Source organism: Caldimonas brevitalea (genome assembly GCF_001017435.1).
In the GTDB taxonomy this organism is placed as follows: domain Bacteria; phylum Pseudomonadota; class Gammaproteobacteria; order Burkholderiales; family Burkholderiaceae_C; genus Caldimonas; species Caldimonas brevitalea.
In genome coordinates this window covers 1,313,177-1,330,676 of the sequence record NZ_CP011371.1, presented here as the reverse complement: position 1 = coordinate 1,330,676, position 17,500 = coordinate 1,313,177, and the positions used below count along the sequence as shown (strand labels likewise).

The window sequence follows — 17,500 nt, the reverse complement described above, 5'->3', positions numbered from 1 at the left end:
GCTCCGCACTGCGGTGCGAGCGCCTTCGGGCGGCCGTGCGGCGCTCATGCCCGCCCTCCCCGCATCAACTGACGGTTTTCCATGTCGACCCGCAGCACGATCGCCAGCGCGACGCAGTTGAGCAAGATCGCCGAGCCGCCATAGCTCATCAGCGGCAGCGTCAGGCCCTTGGTGGGCAGCACGCCCAAATTCACACCCATGTTGATGAAGGCCTGGCCGCCCATCCAGATGCCGATGCCTTGCGCGACGAGCCCGGAGAAAACCCGGTCGAGCGCAATGGCCTGGCGGCCTATGTGGAAGATGCGGCGCGACAGCCAGAAGAACGCAAAGATCACCGCGGCCACGCCGGCAAAGCCGAGCTCCTCGCCGATCACGGCGAGCAAAAAGTCGGTGTGGGCCTCGGGCAGGTAGTGCAGCTTCTCGACACTGGACCCGAGCCCCTGGCCGAACACCTCACCCCGGCCGAACGCGATCAGCGAGTGCGACAGCTGATACGCCTTGCCGAGCGCGTATTTCTCGTCCCACGGATTCAGGTAGGCGAAGATGCGCTCGCGCCGCCATTCGCTGAAGCTGATCATCAGCACGAAGGCGCCGATCAGCACCGCCGTGATCAGGAAGAACATGCGGCCGTTGACACCGCCGAGGAACAAAATGCCCATCGCGATCGTGGCGATCACCATGAAGGCACCCATGTCGGGTTCGGCCAGCAACAGCAACCCGACCACTGCGACCGCCACCGCCATCGGCATCACCGCGCGGAAGAAGCGCTGCTTCACTTCCATCTTGCGCACCATGTAGTCGGACGCGTAGAGCGCGATCGCCAGCTTGGCCAGCTCCGACGGCTGGAACGCCATGACGCCCAGCGGTATCCAGCGCCGCGCACCGTTGACGCTCTTGCCGATGAAGGGCATCAGCACCGCGACCAGCAGCAGCAGCGACAGCACGAACAGCCACGGCGCGTATTTCTCCCACACCTGCATCGGTACCTGCACCGTCACCAGCGAGGCGACGAAGGCGATGCCGAGGAACAAGGCGTGGCGCATCAGGAAATGGCCATTCGCGTAGTTGGCGAAGCGCGGGCTGTCGGGCAGCGCGATCGAGGCCGAATAGACCATCACCATGCCCAGCGCCAGCAAGGCCACCACCACCCACACCAATGGCTGGTCGAAACCTTGCGGCCGGCCGGGCTGCCCGGTCGACACCCAGTCGCGCACCGGCAGTTCGCTGCCGCGGCGCAGGCCGCCGATGCCGGCGCTCAGGCGCGCACGCAGGGCCTGCCAACCGAAACGGGCTTGCGGTGTTGCGCTCATCACGCCACCTCCCCCTGGTCACCCGCGAGGGCCTGCACCTCGGCCACGAACACCTCCGCACGATGGGCATAGTTGCGGAACATGTCGAGGCTGGCGCAGGCCGGGCTCAGCAGCACGGCGTCACCGGTGTGCGCGCGTTCGGCACAGGCGCGAGTGGCGGCCTGCAGCGTCTCGAAGTGCGCCGCCGGCACGCCGCTGCCTTCGAGGGCGGTCTCAATGCGGGCCGCGTCGCGACCGATCAGCGCGACAAAACGCGCGTGGCGCGCCAGCGGCGCGGCCAGCGGTGCGAAGTCCTGGCCCTTGCCGTCGCCGCCGAGGATCACCAGCAAACGCGCCGGCGCCCGGTCCAGGCCGAGGCCGTTCAAGGCGGCCACGGTGGCGCCGACGTTGGTGCCCTTGCTGTCGTCGAAGAAGTCGACGCCGTTGACGGTGGCCACGAACTCGACGCGATGCGGCTCGCCGGCATATTCACGCAGGCCATGCAGCATCGGCGCGAGCGGGCAGCCGATGGCGGTGGCGAGCGCCAGCGCGGCCAGCGCATTGGCGGCGTTGTGGCGCCCGCGCACACGCAAGGCGTCCGCGGGCATCAGGCGCTGCAGCTGCAGTTCTTCTTCCTCTTGCGGTTCGTCGCCCGCAGCACGGCGCCGGCCGCGGCCGCTCGCCACGGTCTCGTCGGCTTCGCGCGCACGCACCAGCCAGGCCATGCCGTTCTCGGTCACGAGGCCGAAGTCGCCCGGGCGGCGCGGCGCGTCGAGCCCGAAGCGCACCACGGCGCGCTCGATCACCCGCGCCGGCTTGCCCCGCCCGGTGGACTTGATCACCTCGGGCGGCGGGATCATCGCCTCGACCATCGGGTCTTCGCGATTGACCACCATCACCGCCTGCTTGCCGAAGATGCGCGCCTTGGCCGCGGCATAACTGGCGAGGTCGCCGTGCCAGTCGAGGTGGTCTTCGGTGACGTTGAGCACGGTGGCCGCGCTGGGCTCGAAGCCGAGTGCGCTGTCGAGCTGGAAGCTCGACAGCTCCAGCACCCAGACCTCGGGCAGGTGTTCGAACACCGGCTCGGCCGGCGGCGGCGGGGCGAGTTGCAGCACGGCGCTGTCGTCATCGGCCAGCGGCGGCACGGCGGCCAGGGCCTCGTCGTCGGCGACGCCAGCAGTTTCATCAGCGACGCCGACAGGGCCCGCGGTGGCCTCGGCCAGGGCGTCCGCTTCTGTGTCGATGTCTGCGCCCGGCTGCGCGTCCTCGGCGGCACCGTCCAGCGTGCGCAGGTCAGCCAACTCTTCGGGGCTGGGAGTCTCGTCGGGCGCGTCGCTCTCGGGCGTCACCGCGGCGCTCTCTTCGGGCAGCGGGTCAACACCAACCGGCACCGACGACACCGCAGCGCCGCGTTGTTCAGCGGCCAGCGCCGCCGGCGTGGACGGCGCCTGGTCAGCCTCGGGTGTCGTGTCGGCCGGCGTCGCAGCGGCTTCGGGCGGCGCCACCTCCAGCCCCTCGCCCGCGGTCTCGTCGGCCGGTGCGGGCTCCAGGTCCAGCGCATCGGCCAGCGTCTGCAGCAGCGTCGGGCCGATGTTGCCTGCGACGCCGACCCGCCTGCCCGTCCGTTCGATCAGCAAGGCGGTCATCGAGGTGGTGGTGGTCTTGCCGTTGGTGCCCGTGATGGCGACCACACGCGGCGTGTAGCGGCGCTCGGCCTTCAGGTCGGCCAGCGCGCGGGCGAACAGTTCCAGCTCGCCTTGCACCAGCACGCCGCGCTCGGCGGCCTCGTCGAGTACCGGCGCCAGGCGTTCGTCGCGCGGCGACAGGCCCGGGCTCTTGAGCACACGGCGCACGCCGTCGAGCGCGCTCATCGGCAATTCACCGGTCAGCAGCTGAGCTTGGGGCACATGCTGGCGCAACGCCTCGGCCTGCGGCGGCGCTTCGCGCGAGTCCCACACGCGCACGTCGGCGCCGAAGCGCGCACACCAGCGCGCCATGGCGAGACCCGAGTCGCCGAGGCCCAACACGAGGACGGTGATGCCTTGCAAGTCCTTCATCGCAACAATGCTCTTTTCAGGGCCCTCAACGCAGCTTCAACGACGACAGGCCGACCAGGCACAGCAGCATCGTGATGATCCAGAAGCGGACCACCACCTGCGTCTCTTTCCAGCCGGACTTTTCGAAGTGATGGTGCAGCGGCGCCATCTTCAGGATGCGACGGCCTTCGCCATACCGCTTCTTGGTGAACTTGAAATAGCTGACCTGCAACATCACCGACAGCGCCTCGACGACGAAGATGCCGCCCATCACCGCCAGCAGGATCTCCTGCCGCGTGATGACGGCGATGGTGCCGAGCGCGCCACCCAGCGCCAGCGCGCCGACGTCGCCCATGAACACCTGCGCCGGATGCGTGTTGAACCACAGGAAGGCGAGGCCCGACCCGGCCATCGCGGCACAGAAGATCAGCAGTTCGCCGGCGCCGGGGATGTAGGGAAAGATCAGGTATTTCGAGAACACCGAACTGCCCGCCACATAGGCGAACACGCCCAGCGCCGACCCCACCATCACGACCGGCATGATCGCCAGCCCGTCCAGCCCGTCGGTCAGGTTGACCGCATTGCTGGCGCCGACGATCACCAGATAGGTGAGGATCATGAAGCCGTAGACCCCCAGCGGGTAGCTGATGGTCTTGAAGAACGGCACGAACAGGTCGGCATTCGGTGGCAACGGGTTCGAGAAGCCCGATTGCACCCAGCGCACGAACAGCTCCAACACCCGCAGGTTCGACGTTTCCGAGACGCTGAAGGCGAGGTAGATGGCCGCCAGCAGGCCGATCACCGACTGCCAGAAGTACTTCTCGCGCGAGCGCATGCCCTCGGGGTTCTTCTGCACCACCTTGCGCCAGTCGTCGACCCAGCCGATCGCGCCCATGCCCAGCGTGACCAGCAGCACGATCCAGACGAAACGGTTGGTCCAGTCGAACCACAGCAGCGTCGACAAGGCGATGCTCAGCAGGATCAGCACACCGCCCATCGTGGGCGTGCCGCTCTTGGCCAAGTGGGTTTGCACGCCGTACTCGCGGATCGGCTGGCCGATTTTCAGCTCGGCCAGGCGGCGGATCACCCACGGCCCGAGCACCAGGCCGATCAGCAAGGCGGTCAGGGCCGACATCACGGCGCGGAAGGTCAGGTACTGGAACACCCGCAAAAAGGTCCAGTCGGGCTGCACGGTCTGCAGCCACTCGGCAAGGGCGATCAGCATCGGGGCTCCTGGGCGCCGGAACCTGCCGGCGCGTTCTTGTTGTCGTCGGGTGCGCCGCCACTGCTCAGCAGGGCTTCCACCACCCGTTCCATCTTCATGAAGCGCGAGCCCTTGACCAGCACGCAGGCGGCCGCCGGCTGTTCACCGAGGGCCGCCACCAGTTCGGGCACGCCGTCGAAATGGCGTGCGCTGCCATACGCCCGGGCCGCATGCGCCATCTGTTCACCCGCCGTCCAGACCGCATCGATGCCGCGCTCGCGTGCGTAGTCGCCCACCTCGGTGTGGAAGGCCGGGCCCTGGTCGCCCACCTCGCCCATGTCGCCCAGCACCAGCCAGCGCGGGCCGGGCATCTCGGCCACCACATCGACCGCCGCGCGCATCGAATCGGGGTTGGCGTTGTAGGTGTCGTCGACCAGCGTGACGGTCCGGCCGCCTCGGCTGAATTGCTTCACCTGTGAACGGCCCTTGACCGGCTCGAAGGCCGACAGCCCGCGCGCGATCGCCTCGAGCGGCACGCCGGCGGCAACCGCACAGGCCGTGGCCGCCAGCGCATTCTTGATGTTGTGGGCTCCGGCGATGCGCAGCTCGGCAGTCGCGTCGCCCAGCGGCGTGTGCAACGCCAGCTGCCAATGATCGCCCTGCCACTGTGCGTCGCCGCTGACGTCGGCGTCGGTCGCGCGTGCAAACGTCAAGACGCGGCGGGTGCCGGCCAGCTCGCGCCACAGCGGGGTGTGTTCTTCGTCGGCCGGGAACACCGCGACGCCGTCGTGCCCCAACGCCTCGATCACGCTGCCGTTCTCGCGCGCCACCGCTTCGACACTGGCCATGAACTCCTGGTGCTCGCGCTGCGCGTTGTTGACCAGCGCCACCGTGGGGGCCGCGATGCGCGACAGGTAGGCGATCTCGCCCGGGTGGTTCATGCCGAGCTCGACCACACCCGCGCCATGCTCGGCGCGCAGGCGCAGCAGTGTCAGCGGCAGGCCGATGTCGTTGTTGAAGTTGCCCTGCGTCGAGAAGGCGGCATCCCCCAGCCAGGCGCGCAGGATCGCGGCGATCATCTGCGTCACGGTGGTCTTGCCGTTGCTGCCGGTGACCGCTACCAGCGGCAGCTCGAAACGGCGGCGCCAGCCGGCGGCCAGTTCGCCGAGCGCGGCACGCGTGTCGGCCACCAGCAGCCCGGGCAGTCCGGCTTCGGCCAACCCGCGTTCGGCGATGGCGGCCACCGCACCGGCGGCTTGTGCCTGCGCGAGGAAGTCGTGCGCGTCGAAGCGCTCGCCCTTGATCGCGACGAACAGATCGCCCGCCTGCAGCGTGCGCGTGTCGGTATGGACCCGCCGGACCTGCACGTCGGCAGCGCCGACCCGGGTGGCGCCCGGCAGCAGGGTCTGGGCCAGTTCGAGCGTCATCATGCGTTTGCCCTCCTGGACAAGGCGTCGAGGGCTTCCTCGACGTCGGAGAAATGCGACTTCACGCCGGCGATGTCCTGGTAGTCCTCGTGGCCCTTGCCGGCGATCAGCACGACGTCGCGCGGCTCGGCGGCGACCAGCGCGCCGGCGATGGCGACCCGGCGGTCGACCTCCACCGCGGCCTGCTCGCGCTGCTGCATGCCGGCGACGATCTGTTCGAGGATCGCCTCGGGAGACTCGCTGCGCGGGTTGTCGCTGGTGACCACCGTCAGGTCGGCGAGGCGTTCGGCAATCGCGCCCATCAGCGGCCGCTTGGTCGCGTCGCGGTCGCCGCCGCAGCCGAACACGCACCAGAGCCGGCCGCCACGCTCCCGCGCCAGCGGCTGCAAGGCGCGCAGCGCCTGCTCGAGCGCGTCGGGCGTGTGGGCGTAATCGACCACCGCGAGCGGGCCGCGATCGCCGCCGACACGCTGCATGCGCCCGGGCACCGGCGTCAGCTCGGCGCACAAGGCGGCGGCATCGGCCAGCGGCACGTCGAGCGCGCGCAGGCCGCCGATCACCGCGAGCAGGTTGGCGACGTTGTAGTCGCCGATCAAACGGGTGCGCACCGGCACCGCGCGCGTGCCTTCGATCAGCGTGAAGCCCAGCCCGCCGCCCTGGTAGCCCACGTCGGCGGCGCGCAGTTCGCCCGTCGCACCGCGGGTGTAGCCCCACACCTGCAGGCGTCCCTCGCGGCGCAGCCGCTCGGCCACCGCGACGCCGCGGGGATCGTCGAGGTTCAGCACCGCCGCTCGCAGGCCCGGCCAGTCGAACAACTGGGCCTTGGCCTCCCAATAGGCGTCCATGTCGCCGTGGTAGTCGAGGTGGTCGCGCGTGAAATTGGTGAACAGGGCGACTTCGATCCGCAAGGCGTCGAGCCGGTGCTCGACGATGCCGATCGACGACGCCTCGATGGCGCAAGCGGCGTAACCGGTGTCGGCGAAGCGCCGCAGCGACCCATGCAAGGTCACCGGGTCGGGCGTGGTGAGGCCGGTGGCGATCACCTCGGCCTCCGGGGCCACGCGCGAAGGCGGCTCGCCGACCCCCAGTGTGCCGATCACGCCGCAGCGCTTGCCGAGCAGGCTGAGGGCCTGGGCCGTCCACCAGGCGGTCGACGTCTTGCCATTGGTGCCGGTGCTGGCCACCACCCGCAGGCGGCGCGACGGCTCGCCGTAATAGACGTCGGCGATGCGGCCGCTGGCGGCCTTCAGCCCGGCCACCGCCGCGACGCGGCCACGCTGTTCCGACGTGTCGAAGCCGAACGCCTCCACGCCGTCCGCCTCGACGAGGCAGGCCGTGGCACCAGCTTGCAACGCGGCGCCCACGAAACGGCGGCCGTCGACGGCATAGCCCGGCCAGGCGATGAAACCGTCGCCGGCGCCAACCTGGCGGCTGTCGGTTCGCAAACGCCCCTGCACCTGCTGGCGCAGCCATTCGGCCGCCGACTCGGGGGTGGGAAAGACCGGCAGCGACATCAGAAGCTCTCCTCGACGGCCGGCGCCTGGCGCTGTTGCGCCATGATCTGGGGCTGCACCGCGATGTCCGGCTGCACGCCCATCATGCGCAGGCTCTGCTGCACCACCTCGCTGAACACTGGCGCGGCCACGTCGCCGCCGAAGTATTTGCCGTTGTTCGGCTCGTCGACCATCACCGCGACGACGATGCGCGGCTTGTCCATCGGCGCCAGCCCGACGAACCACGAGCGGTATTTGCGGTCTGCGTAGCCCTTGCCTTCCTGCTTGTGCGCGGTGCCGCTCTTGCCGCCGACCGAATAACCGATGGTCTGCGCCTTGGGTGCGGTGCCACCGGGGCCTGCTGCCATCTGCAGCATCTTGCGTACCGCCTGGGCGGTCTCGGGCGAGAACACGCGGATGCCGGCGGCCGGCTCCTCGGTCTTGAGCAGCGACACCGGGATCACCTCGCCATCGCGGGCGAAGGCCGTATAGGCGCGTGCCAGCTGGAACAACGAGACCGACAGGCCATAGCCGTAGCTCATCGTCGCCTGCTCGATCGGCCGCCATGTCTTGTAGGGCCGCAAACGCCCCGACACCACACCGGGGAACGGCACCTGCGGCCGTTGCCCCAGGCCGACCGCGGTGAAGGTCTCCCACATCTCGCGAGCCGGCATCTGCATCGCCATCTTGACGGTGCCGACGTTGCTCGACTTCTGGATCACCTCCGAGACGGTCAGGATGTCGTGCGGGTGCGCGTCGCGGATGGTCGAGCCGGTGAGCATGAACCAGCCGGGCGCCGTGTGGATGGCCGTGTCGGGCTTGACCTGGCCGCGCTCGAGCGCGAGCGCCGCGATGAAGGGCTTCATCGTCGAGCCGGGCTCGAAGGTGTCGGTCACGGCGCGGTTGCGCAGCTGCGAGCCGCCGAGGTTCTGGCGGTCGCCGGGCGTGTAGCTCGGGAAATTGGCGAGCGCCAGCACCTCGCCGGTCTGCACGTCGAGCACCACCACCGAGCCGGCCTTGGCCTTGTGCTCGGCCACCGCGTCGCGGATGCGTTGGTAGGCGAAGAACTGCACCTTGGAGTCAATCGACAGCTCGATGTCGCGACCATCCAGCGGGTGCACCCGGTCACCCAGGTCTTCGACCACGTTGCCGAGCCGGTCCTTGATGACACGACGTGTGCCGTCGCGGCCGGACAGGTCGCGCTGGAAGGCCAGCTCGATGCCTTCCTGGCCCTGGTTCTCGACGTTGGTGAAGCCGACCACGTGAGCGGCCGCCTCACCCTCGGGATAGCGGCGCTTGTATTCCTTGACCTGGTGCACACCCTTCAACCCCAGCGCCTTGACCTGCTCGGCGACGCTGTCGTCGACCTGGCGGCGCAGCCAGACGAAGTTGGGGTTGTCTTCGAGGCGCTTGTTCAGCTCGGCCGTCGTCATGCCCAGCAGCTTGGCCAGCTTGCGACGCTCGGTGGGCCCGGCGTCGAGGTCCTTCGGGATGGCCCAGATCGACGGCGCCGGCACGCTCGACGCCAGGATCAGCCCGTTGCGGTCGATGATGCGGCCGCGGTTGGCGGGCAGCTCGAGCGTGCGCGCATAACGGCTTTCGCCCTGCCGCTGATAGAAGTCGGTGCCGATGATCTGGATGTAGGCGGCGCGCCCGACCAGCAGGCAGAAACCGAGGCCGATGCAGGCCACCAGGAACTTCGACCGCCAGGGCGGCGTCTTGGACGCGAGCAGCGGGCTGGTCGCATACATCACCGTGCGCACGGCGTGTGGCCGCGGCGCCTTGTCGGCGCCGCGGCCCTTGCGATTCAGCCGTGACAACCATTGTTTCATCGCTGACCTCCGTCGGCCGCGGACGGGGCCGGCACAGGCGCTGCGGCAGACGACGCCGACGCGGCGCCGGCAGGCAAGGTGACGTAGTGCGTGACGGCGGCCGAGGCCGTGCGCATCTGCAGCTTTTCGCGTGCCACCTTCTCGACCCGCAGCGGCGTGGCCTGGGCGCGCTTTTCCAGTTCGAGCTGTTCGAACTGGGTTTGCAGCGTGCGCTCCTCGGCCTGGCTGCGCTCGACTTCGACGAACACCCGCCGTGCCTCATAAGAGATGCGCACGAGGTACAGCCCGCTGAGCACCAGCGCGATGAACAACACGATGTTCAAGCGGGTGGCCATCAGCGTGCCTCCGTGCGTTCGGCCACCCGCAGCACCGCCGAACGAGCGCGCGGATTGGCGGCCACCTCGGCGTCGCCGGGCTTGATGCGCGCGAGGGCCTTCAGCTTCGACTCGGGCACCGGCGCAAACGGCGCGCGCCGATCCACCTCGTGCCGGCTGTGGCGCACGATGAACTGCTTGACGATGCGGTCTTCGAGCGAATGGAAGCTGATCACGACCAGGCGGCCGCCCGGCGCGAGCAGTTCCAACGCGGCGTTCAACCCTTGCTCGAGTTCCTCAAGTTCGGCGTTGACGAAAATCCGAAGAGCCTGAAAGGTGCGCGTCGCAGGGTCCTGGCCTGGTTCGCGGGTCTTGACCGCACGAGCCACGACTTCGGACAGTTGCCCCGTGGTGCGAACAGGGTTGCCGCCCGCCCGGCGAGCCACAAGCGCCTTTGCAATCGACACAGCAAACCGTTCTTCTCCATAGTGGCGTATCACCTCCGCGATCTGCCTTTCGTCGGCTCGCGCCAGAAAGTCAGCAGCGCTTTCGCCCCTCGTCGGGTCCATGCGCATGTCCAGCGGACCGTCGAAGCGGAAGCTGAACCCGCGCTCGGGGTTGTCGATCTGCGGCGACGAAACGCCGAGGTCGAGCAGCACGCCAGCGACCTCTGTGATGCCGCGCGCCGCGCACGCCTCGCCCATGCGGGCGAAGCTGTCGTGCTCGATGGAAAAACGCGGGTCTTGGACCCGCGTGCTTGCTGCTATCGCCTCTGGATCCTTGTCGAAGGCCAGTAACCGGCCTTCGGGTGCGAGCCGCGTCAGCAGCAGGCTGGAGTGGCCTCCCCGGCCGAACGTGCCGTCGAGGTAGGTGCCCTGCGGCGAATGGACGAGCGCGTCCACCGCCTCGTGCAACAAGACGCTGCGGTGCTGCAAGTCGCTGCCCTGCGCGTTCATGGTGGTCAGAAGCTGAAGTCCTTCAGGACGTCGGGCATGCCCTGCTGCATCACCTCGGCCTCGTGGGCCGCGTAACGCTGGGCATCCCACAACTCGAAGTGGCTGCCCATGCCGAGCAGCATCACGTCCTTGCTCAGCCCGGCGGCGGCACGCAGCTCGGGCGAAATTAGCACCCGCGAGGCTGAGTCGATTTCGACGTCCATCGCGTTGCCCAAAAAGATGCGCTTCCAGCCGCTGGCGGACATAGGTAAAGCCGCGATCTTGTCGCGGAAGGCCTCCCAGGCAGGACGAGGAAAGACCATCAGGCAGCCCTCGGGATGTTTGGTAACGGTCAACTGCCCGTTCGCAATAGCCGTCAGGACGTCGCGATGGCGCGCCGGGACGGATAACCGCCCCTTCGCATCCAGCGCCAACGCTGAAGCCCCTTGGAACACGAAGTTGGACACAAACACCCACTAATCTGCACTTTCTCCCACTTTACCCCCGCGGCTGAGGCGGGTCAAGGTGAAACGCAAGAAATGTCCAATTAAATCAAGCACTTACAAAGGAATCTGAAGCGAGGCCCGTCGGGAAAAGCGTTCAAAAATAAGGACTTGCAGATTGGTGTGAAAGTTTTTGCTGAGCTGTAGGTGTCGACAGGTGAGCGTTGAAAACGGTAGAAATCCGCGGAAATGCAGTAAGTAAAAGAAACGAGTGGGGAGGCGAATCGCCCATTCTCCTTCTGGCGCACCACACTTCCCGGCCGGGGCTGTGTCGCGCGAGCGCGACGCCCAGGGGCCCGACCGGGCCTGCGAGCTCGGGCCTGCGAGCTCGGGCCTGCGAGCTCGGGCCTGCGAGCTCGGGCCTGCGAGCTCGGGCCTGCGAGCTGGGTCTGCGAGCTGACAACAAGCGGGACATCCGAACGCCTCGCACGGGGGAGCTTCTTTGATGAAGATGGGTGCTGACACGCCCGCGCAAGCGGGCCGCGCAGAGGAACGGCTGCGCCTGCTCGGCCGGGTCGCCGGGCTGCTGGCCGCCTCGAAGCCATTCGAAGATGTGCTGGGCAAAGGGGTCGAGAGCTGTTTACCGACCCTGGGCGAGTTCGGGCACGTCGACCTCGTCGTCGGCCAGCAGGTGCGCCGCGTCCGTTGCGGCCGCGGTGAGGCAGCCACGCACGCGGCGGCGCTGCTGGGCCACGAGTGGTCGCAGCCCCCGTGCCGCGAGCCGAACGTGTGCGCGCTGTCGAGCGGCCGGGCAGCGCTGCATGTCGACCTCGGCGACGCCTGCCTGCGCGCGATGGCGCGCGGCGAACATCACCTGGCCCGGCTGCGGCAGCTCGCGCTGACGTCGATGATCACCGTGCCCCTGCACCACGGCGGCGAGTTGGTCGGCGCATTGACGCTGTTCCGCCGCGCGGGCGCACGCCGGCACGGCGCCGACGACCTCGATTTCGCCCAGACGCTGGCCGCCCTGCTCGCGCCCGCCTGGGTCAGCGCCCGGCTGCAGGAGACGCAGCGTCAGGCCGAATCGGCCCTGCGCGAGAGCGAGGAACGGCTGCGCCTGGCGGTGGACGCCGGGCGCCTGGGCATCTGGGATTGGGACGTGGTACAGGACCGCCTCCGCGGTTCGGCACGGATTGCCGACTGGCTCGGTGTCGCGCCAGGCACCTTCGGCGGTCGCTTCGACGACTTCCTGGCCCTGCTGCATCCGGACGACGTCGACCAGGTGAAGCGCCAGGCCGAGGTCGCGCTGCAGGGCCGCGCCATGTTCGCGGCCGAGTTCCGCGTCGTGCAGCCCGACGGCCGGGTGCGCTGGCTCGCCAGCCAGGCCTCGGTGCACCGGGACGGCGCCGGGCGCCCGCTGCGGGTGGTCGGCGCGACACACGACGCGACCGAGCGGGTCGAGCTGCTGGCCGCCGAACGGTGCGCACGCGCCGACGCCGAGGCGGCGCGACGTGACGCGGAGGCCGCCAGCCGCGCCAAAGACGAGTTTCTTGCGATGCTGGGGCACGAGTTGCGCAACCCGCTGGCGCCCATCGTGACCGCGCTGCGGCTGATGGAGATGCGCGGCGAGCCGCTGCGGCCCGAGCACGCCCTGATCTCGCGGCAGGTGGCCCATCTGTCCCGTTTGGTCGACGACCTGCTCGACGTCTCGCGCATCACGCAGGGCCAGATCGAACTGACGCTGGAGCGGCTGGACATCGCCGGCGTGCTGCGCAAGGCGGTCGAGCAGGTCTGGCCGGCGCTCGACAAGCGGGGGCTGCAGTTCGATGCGCACCTGCCGCTGCAGCCGGTCGTCGTGCAGGGCGACGCGAGCCGGCTGGCGCAGGTGTTCGTCAACCTGCTCGCGAATGCCGCCAAGTACACCCCGGCGCACGGCCGGATCGAACTCACCGTCGAGCCGGCCGATCAGCATGTGGTCATCACCGTCAGCGACAACGGCGCGGGCATTTCGGCCGCCCTGCTGCCACATGTCTTCGACCTGTTCGTGCAGGGCCCGCAGCGGCTGGACCGGATGGAAGGCGGGCTGGGCCTGGGCCTCGCCATCGCGCGCAGCCTCGTGCGCCTGCACGGCGGTCAGTTGTGCGCCGCCAGTGACGGGCCGGGGCGGGGCAGCCGTTTTCGGGTCGAGTTGCCGCTCGCGCCGCCGCAGGCGCCGCCGGCCACGCTCGCGCTGGGCGGGGAGGTTGTCGGCGCCGGGCTGAGCGGCCGCCTGCTGATCGTCGACGACAACGAAGACGCCGCCGACATGTTGGAGCAACTGTTGTCGCTGGCCGGCCATCAGGTGCGCGGCGCCGGCGACGCGCAGGCAGCATTGGCCGCCGTCGCGGAGTTCAAACCCGACCTCGCGGTGCTCGACATCGGCCTGCCCGGCATGGACGGCTACGCCCTGGCGCGCCGACTGCTCGCGCTGCCCGGCCTCGCCGATCTGCGGCTGGTCGCCCTGACCGGCTACGGCCGCGAGCCCGACCGCGAGCACGCGCGCCAGGCCGGTTTCCACGCCCACCTGGTCAAGCCGGTCGAGCCGCAACGCCTGCTGCAAACCGTCGAGCAGTTGCTGGCGGAGCGCCGCGACGCGCGGGACTGACCGACCGGAGCGACCGAGGCCGTCACACGCCGGCGCCTGCCCGTCACGGTCGCCGGCACCCACCAGGGGAGCGCTTCTTGCTGCCAGCACAAGAGGCCGGCGCAGGGAGCACCGGCGTGTGGGAGTTCAGCCTATGAAAGTCATCGTCTTGCTGCAAGGCGGCGGATCGCTGGGTGCGTTCGCCTGCGGCGTCTGGAAAGCCTTGTCCAGCCTGCTGCAGCAGCGCCAAGCCGTGCTTCAGGGCGTCGCAGGGTCCTCGATCGGCAGCATCAATGCGGCCGTGATCGCGCGCCATCACCACCAGCCCGATCTGGGTGCCGGCGCGCTGGAATCGCTCTGGCGCGACCGCCTGGCGACACCATCGTTTCCGTTTCTGGGCCCCGCGCTCGACGTGGGGCCCTGGGCCGCCGCGGTTCCCAGCGCCTCGTTGCGCAGCTGGAACGGCGTGCTCACCGGCTTGCTGATCGGCAACCGCGGCCTGTACCAGAGCGTGCCAGCGCATTGGCTGCCCTATGCGGCCTTCTACCGGGCCAAGATGCCCTTGCTGGACCGCAGTCGCATGATGGACACGCTCGAACAGGTGCTGGGCAGTTACGGCAGCGCGCCGGGCGGTGGTCCGCTGCTGGGCGTGGCGGCGGTGGACGTGATGGACGGCATGCTGAGGTTGTTCGACAGCGACCAGCAGCCGATCCTGCCTCTGCACCTTGCCGCCAGCAGTGCGATTCCGGTGATGTTCGCGCCGGTCGAGATCGACGGCCGCCTCTATTGGGACGGCGACATGACGCGCGCCTCGCTCGTGCCCCTCATGCTGCAGCGGCTGCGCGAGACCGGCCGTTGGCGGGACGACGACGAGGAGACGCTGGTGGTCAGCGTCGAACAAATGCCACGCCAATCCGGCGCCCCTCCGGTGGCGGGGCTGGAGCTGGCGACGCGCATGCTGGAGCTGCTGCAGGTCGACAAGTTCGTCGGCGACCGCGAAACCGGGTCGCTGCGGCACCAAGTCCTGCGCATCCGTCGCGAGCCCCTGCCGCATGACGGCGTGTCGGGCCACTTCGACTACTCGCCGGAACGGGTGGACGAACTGATCGCCGAAGGCGAACGGCAAGCCTGGGAGGCCTGGCAGGCACACGCCGCCAGCACCGCGGTCCATGCAGAGCCGGCGCCGCCGCTGCCCGCCGCCAGCCGGGCGCGCAAGACCGGCAGCCGGGCGGCGCCCCGGGCGCGATGAGAGGGACAGACATGAGCCTGGTCCGGCCGCCCGAAGGGGCGCGCACTGCAGTGCCCAGCACGGAGGTGATGCAATGACCAACAGCGACAGCCAGGACGAGAGCCGCGCCGCGCCGGCCAAGCGTGTGCGTACCACGGCCGGGGCGGACCATGCGCGCCGCGGCTGGCGGCGCGAGGCCGCGGCCCTGCTCAAGGACACCTTCCGCCTGCCGCGCCTGCGCGACGCGCAGGAGGCGGTGATCGAGCGCGTGATGAAGGGCCGCTCGACGCTGGCCATCATGCCCACCGGCGCCGGCAAGTCCCTGTGCTACCAGCTGCCGGCGCTGCTGCTGCCCGGGCGCACCGTCGTGGTGTCGCCGCTGATCTCGCTGATGAAAGACCAGTGCGACAAGATGCGGGCGCGCGGTGTCGCTGCGGTGCAGATGCACAGCGCGCTGAATGCGGGCGAGACCAACGACGCCGAGGCGGGCGTCACCGGCGGCGAGGCCAAGCTGATCTTCACGACGCCCGAACGGCTGGCCGACGCGGCCTTTCTCGAACTGGTGCAGCGCCACCCGGTCAGCCTGCTGGTGATCGACGAGGCCCATTGCGTGTCGCAGTGGGGGCATGATTTCCGCCCGGCCTTCCTCGAAATCGCGACCGGCTGGGCTGCGCTCGGGCACCCACCGGTGCTGGCCCTCACCGCCACCGCCACGCCTTCGGTGGCCGAGGACATCGTGGGGCAGCTGCGTGTGCCGGGCATGGAGATCCTCAACGCCGGCGCTTACCGTCCCAACCTCTATTACCGCGTGGAGCAGCTGACCAGCGAAGACGCCAAGTACGCGCGCCTGCTGGCCCTGGTGCAGGAGCAGGAAGGCACCGGCATCGTCTACACCGCCACCGTCAAGGCGGTGGATGCCCTTTACGAGTCGCTGCGCGAGGCCGGTGTGCCGACCGCGCGCTACCACGGCCGGCTCAATGCGAAGGAGCGGCGCGAGCAGCAGGATGCCTTCATGCGCAAGGAGGCTCGGGTGATGGTGGCGACCAACGCTTTCGGGCTCGGCATCGACAAGCGCGACACGCGGTTTGTCGTGCACTACCAGATGCCCGGCGGACTGGACGCCTACTACCAGGAGTCGGGCCGCGCCGGCCGCGACGGGCAGCCGGCCACCTGCACCCTGCTCTACTACCAGCGCGACAAGGCCGTGCAGCAGTTCCTGATGGCGGGGCGCTACCCGGGCATGGACGAGGTCAATGCGGTCTACACCGCGCTCAGCGGCGACCACCCAGCGCGCACCTTGAAAGAACTTCAGGAGCGCAGCGAGCTCGCCCGCAACAAGCTGCAGGTGGCGCTGAAGCTGCTGCGCGACGCCGGCATCGTGATGCAGAACCGCAAGCGTGAGTTGCAGCTGCGTGGCACGGTCGACGAGCGCACGGTGATGGAGCTGATCGACACCTACCGCGACAAAGCCGAACACGACCGCGAAATGCTCGAACGTATGGTGTTCTACGCGCGCAGCGGCTATTGCCGCTGGAAGCTGTTGCTCGAGCACTTCGAGGAAGAGATGCCGTTCGAGCCGACCTGCGGGCATTGCGACAACTGCCTGCGGGCTCAGCAGCACGCCGAACAGGTCGAGCAAGCCGAGCGCGAGGGCGCTGCGGATGTCGCCGCGTCACCACCACCGCCACCAGGCGATTCGCCGAAGGCCGCGTTCCGGCCCGGCGATGCAGTGCGCGTGCCGCGCTACGGCGATGGCGAGGTGGTCGACGCCAATGCCGAGAGCGTCAGCATCGCCTTTCCCGATGGCCGCACTCGCAGCTTTGTGGCGGAATACGTCGAGCCGGCGGCCGAGGTCTAGGGGCCCGTCAGCCCATCACTGATTCGAGAAACTGCTGCAGCGCCTTCGACGGCTCCTTGCCGTCGATCGTCAGCATCTCGATGCCCCATTGCGCCAGGACTGCCTCCTGCACGGGGTTGGGCTGCGGCGAGAAGATGTAGGACTTCGGCTGCGGCAAACCGGGCACCGAGGCTTTCCACAGCTGGGCCAGCTTGTAGAACAGGTAGCGGATGTTGATGTCGGCCAGGCTGTAGCCGATGAACAGCACCGAGCGGCCCAACACGTCGGCGCGCAGCTTGATGTCGAGTGGCGACTCGAATTCGAGCCGGCGGAAATAGCTGGTCTCGTCGAGCACGATCGACTCGTCGTTCTCGAAATCGCCGTGGAACTTGACGATCTGCGGCACGTCCGTGCGGATGCGCGCGAGGTCGGCCACGCTGACGATCTTGACGTAGTCCTTGCCGTAGTGGTCGAAGGCGTTCTCGATCCAGCGGTCGTAGTTGGTGGTGTAGATGATGTCGAAGCCGCCATGGACAATCATCTCGTGCACCTTGGAGTCCTTCACGCGGATCTGCTGGGCGTGCCACTCGCGGTCCATCCAGCTGCGCAGCGGGCCGATGCTGCCGTGTTGCAGCCGGAAGTACTCGGCCAGCGCCAGATAGCTGCCGTACTGCCGGAACTCCTCCGGCTCGAAGCCCAGTTCCGTGGCCATGTGATCGATCAGATCGCTCCACGGCGGCAGGCCGAGCGCCAGCGAAACCCCCGCGCCGACGAACAGGATCACCTCACCCTGTTGATAGGCAGCGCGCAGTTGCTCGAGCTTGCCTGACACGTCCGTC

At 68.9% G+C, this 17,500-nt stretch carries 13 protein-coding genes; 3 read left to right on the top strand and 10 right to left on the bottom strand.

What is annotated here, in order from left to right; all coding sequences use genetic code 11:
* Positions 1-44: 44 nt before the first annotated feature.
* Genes ftsW through mraZ form a run of 9 tightly spaced genes read right to left on the bottom strand, consistent with a single transcriptional unit; the run spans position 45 to position 10,985 of the window.
* The gene (ftsW, locus tag AAW51_RS05875; protein ID WP_047193861.1) at positions 45-1,310 is read right to left on the bottom strand and encodes a putative lipid II flippase FtsW; all 1,266 of its coding nucleotides are present in this window, start codon (positions 1,308-1,310) and stop codon (positions 45-47) included.
* Positions 1,310-3,346, bottom strand: coding sequence for a Mur ligase family protein (locus AAW51_RS05870; protein ID WP_047193860.1), 2,037 nt, complete (start codon positions 3,344-3,346; stop codon positions 1,310-1,312). The genes ftsW and AAW51_RS05870 overlap by 1 nt, the downstream gene beginning before the upstream one ends.
* Positions 3,347-3,371: 25 nt before the next feature.
* Positions 3,372-4,550, bottom strand: coding sequence for a phospho-N-acetylmuramoyl-pentapeptide-transferase (mraY, locus tag AAW51_RS05865; RefSeq protein WP_047193859.1), 1,179 nt, complete (start codon positions 4,548-4,550; stop codon positions 3,372-3,374).
* Positions 4,544-5,959 (bottom strand): UDP-N-acetylmuramoyl-tripeptide--D-alanyl-D-alanine ligase, encoded by a 1,416-nt coding sequence (locus AAW51_RS05860; RefSeq protein WP_047193858.1) that lies wholly within the window; start codon positions 5,957-5,959, stop codon positions 4,544-4,546. The genes mraY and AAW51_RS05860 overlap by 7 nt, the downstream gene beginning before the upstream one ends.
* A complete protein-coding gene (locus tag AAW51_RS05855) occupies positions 5,956-7,470 on the bottom strand; it encodes a UDP-N-acetylmuramoyl-L-alanyl-D-glutamate--2,6-diaminopimelate ligase (protein WP_047193857.1) in 1,515 nt (504 codons plus the stop codon). The genes AAW51_RS05860 and AAW51_RS05855 overlap by 4 nt, the downstream gene beginning before the upstream one ends.
* A complete protein-coding gene (locus AAW51_RS05850; RefSeq protein ID WP_083438107.1) occupies positions 7,470-9,281 on the bottom strand; it encodes a peptidoglycan D,D-transpeptidase FtsI family protein in 1,812 nt (603 codons plus the stop codon). Before AAW51_RS05850 ends, AAW51_RS05855 begins: the two co-directional genes overlap by 1 nt.
* Entirely contained in the window at positions 9,278-9,616 is a 339-nt protein-coding gene (gene ftsL / locus AAW51_RS05845) for a cell division protein FtsL (RefSeq protein ID WP_047193856.1), read from the bottom strand. Before ftsL ends, AAW51_RS05850 begins: the two co-directional genes overlap by 4 nt.
* The gene (gene rsmH, locus AAW51_RS05840; protein ID WP_047193855.1) at positions 9,616-10,551 is read right to left on the bottom strand and encodes a 16S rRNA (cytosine(1402)-N(4))-methyltransferase RsmH; all 936 of its coding nucleotides are present in this window, start codon (positions 10,549-10,551) and stop codon (positions 9,616-9,618) included. The genes ftsL and rsmH overlap by 1 nt, the downstream gene beginning before the upstream one ends.
* 5 nt (positions 10,552-10,556) lie before the next feature.
* Positions 10,557-10,985 carry a division/cell wall cluster transcriptional repressor MraZ gene (gene mraZ / locus AAW51_RS05835; protein WP_047197462.1) on the bottom strand — a complete coding sequence of 143 codons (429 nt, stop codon included), beginning with the start codon at positions 10,983-10,985 and terminating at the stop codon, positions 10,557-10,559.
* Positions 10,986-11,478: 493 nt separating this feature from the next.
* Here mraZ and AAW51_RS27885 point away from each other — a divergent pair, with 493 nt between their 5' ends.
* The 3 genes from AAW51_RS27885 to AAW51_RS05820 all read left to right on the top strand — a co-directional run bounded on the left by AAW51_RS27885 (position 11,479) and on the right by AAW51_RS05820 (position 16,682).
* Entirely contained in the window at positions 11,479-13,617 is a 2,139-nt protein-coding gene (locus AAW51_RS27885) for a hybrid sensor histidine kinase/response regulator (protein ID WP_083438106.1), read from the top strand.
* Positions 13,618-13,750: 133 nt separating this feature from the next.
* A complete protein-coding gene (locus AAW51_RS05825; RefSeq protein WP_047193854.1) occupies positions 13,751-14,845 on the top strand; it encodes a patatin-like phospholipase family protein in 1,095 nt (364 codons plus the stop codon).
* 73 nt (positions 14,846-14,918) lie between these two features.
* Positions 14,919-16,682: a RecQ family ATP-dependent DNA helicase gene (locus AAW51_RS05820; protein ID WP_047193853.1), complete on the top strand. Its 1,764-nt coding sequence runs from the start codon at positions 14,919-14,921 to the stop codon at positions 16,680-16,682.
* A gap of 7 nt (positions 16,683-16,689) precedes the next feature.
* Here the strand turns inward: AAW51_RS05820 and AAW51_RS05815 are convergent, their stop codons facing one another.
* Complete coding sequence (locus AAW51_RS05815) at positions 16,690-17,493, bottom strand: SIR2 family NAD-dependent protein deacylase (protein WP_047193852.1); 804 nt, start codon at positions 17,491-17,493, stop codon at positions 16,690-16,692.
* Positions 17,494-17,500: the final 7 nt, after the last annotated feature.

Coding starts and splice junctions, on each gene's coding strand:
- ftsL (WP_047193856.1), bottom strand. CDS start 9,616: ATGGCCACCCGCTTGAACATCGTGTTGTTCATCGCGCTGGTGCTCAGC.
- mraY (WP_047193859.1), bottom strand. CDS start 4,550: ATGCTGATCGCCCTTGCCGAGTGGCTGCAGACCGTGCAGCCCGACTGG.
- AAW51_RS27885 (WP_083438106.1), top strand. CDS start 11,479: ATGAAGATGGGTGCTGACACGCCCGCGCAAGCGGGCCGCGCAGAGGAA.
- AAW51_RS05825 (WP_047193854.1), top strand. CDS start 13,751: ATGAAAGTCATCGTCTTGCTGCAAGGCGGCGGATCGCTGGGTGCGTTC.
- AAW51_RS05870 (WP_047193860.1), bottom strand. CDS start 3,346: ATGAAGGACTTGCAAGGCATCACCGTCCTCGTGTTGGGCCTCGGCGAC.
- AAW51_RS05860 (WP_047193858.1), bottom strand. CDS start 5,959: ATGATGACGCTCGAACTGGCCCAGACCCTGCTGCCGGGCGCCACCCGG.
- ftsW (WP_047193861.1), bottom strand. CDS start 1,310: ATGAGCGCAACACCGCAAGCCCGTTTCGGTTGGCAGGCCCTGCGTGCG.
- AAW51_RS05850 (WP_083438107.1), bottom strand. CDS start 9,281: ATGAAACAATGGTTGTCACGGCTGAATCGCAAGGGCCGCGGCGCCGAC.
- rsmH (WP_047193855.1), bottom strand. CDS start 10,551: ATGAACGCGCAGGGCAGCGACTTGCAGCACCGCAGCGTCTTGTTGCAC.
- AAW51_RS05820 (WP_047193853.1), top strand. CDS start 14,919: ATGACCAACAGCGACAGCCAGGACGAGAGCCGCGCCGCGCCGGCCAAG.
- AAW51_RS05855 (WP_047193857.1), bottom strand. CDS start 7,470: ATGTCGCTGCCGGTCTTTCCCACCCCCGAGTCGGCGGCCGAATGGCTG.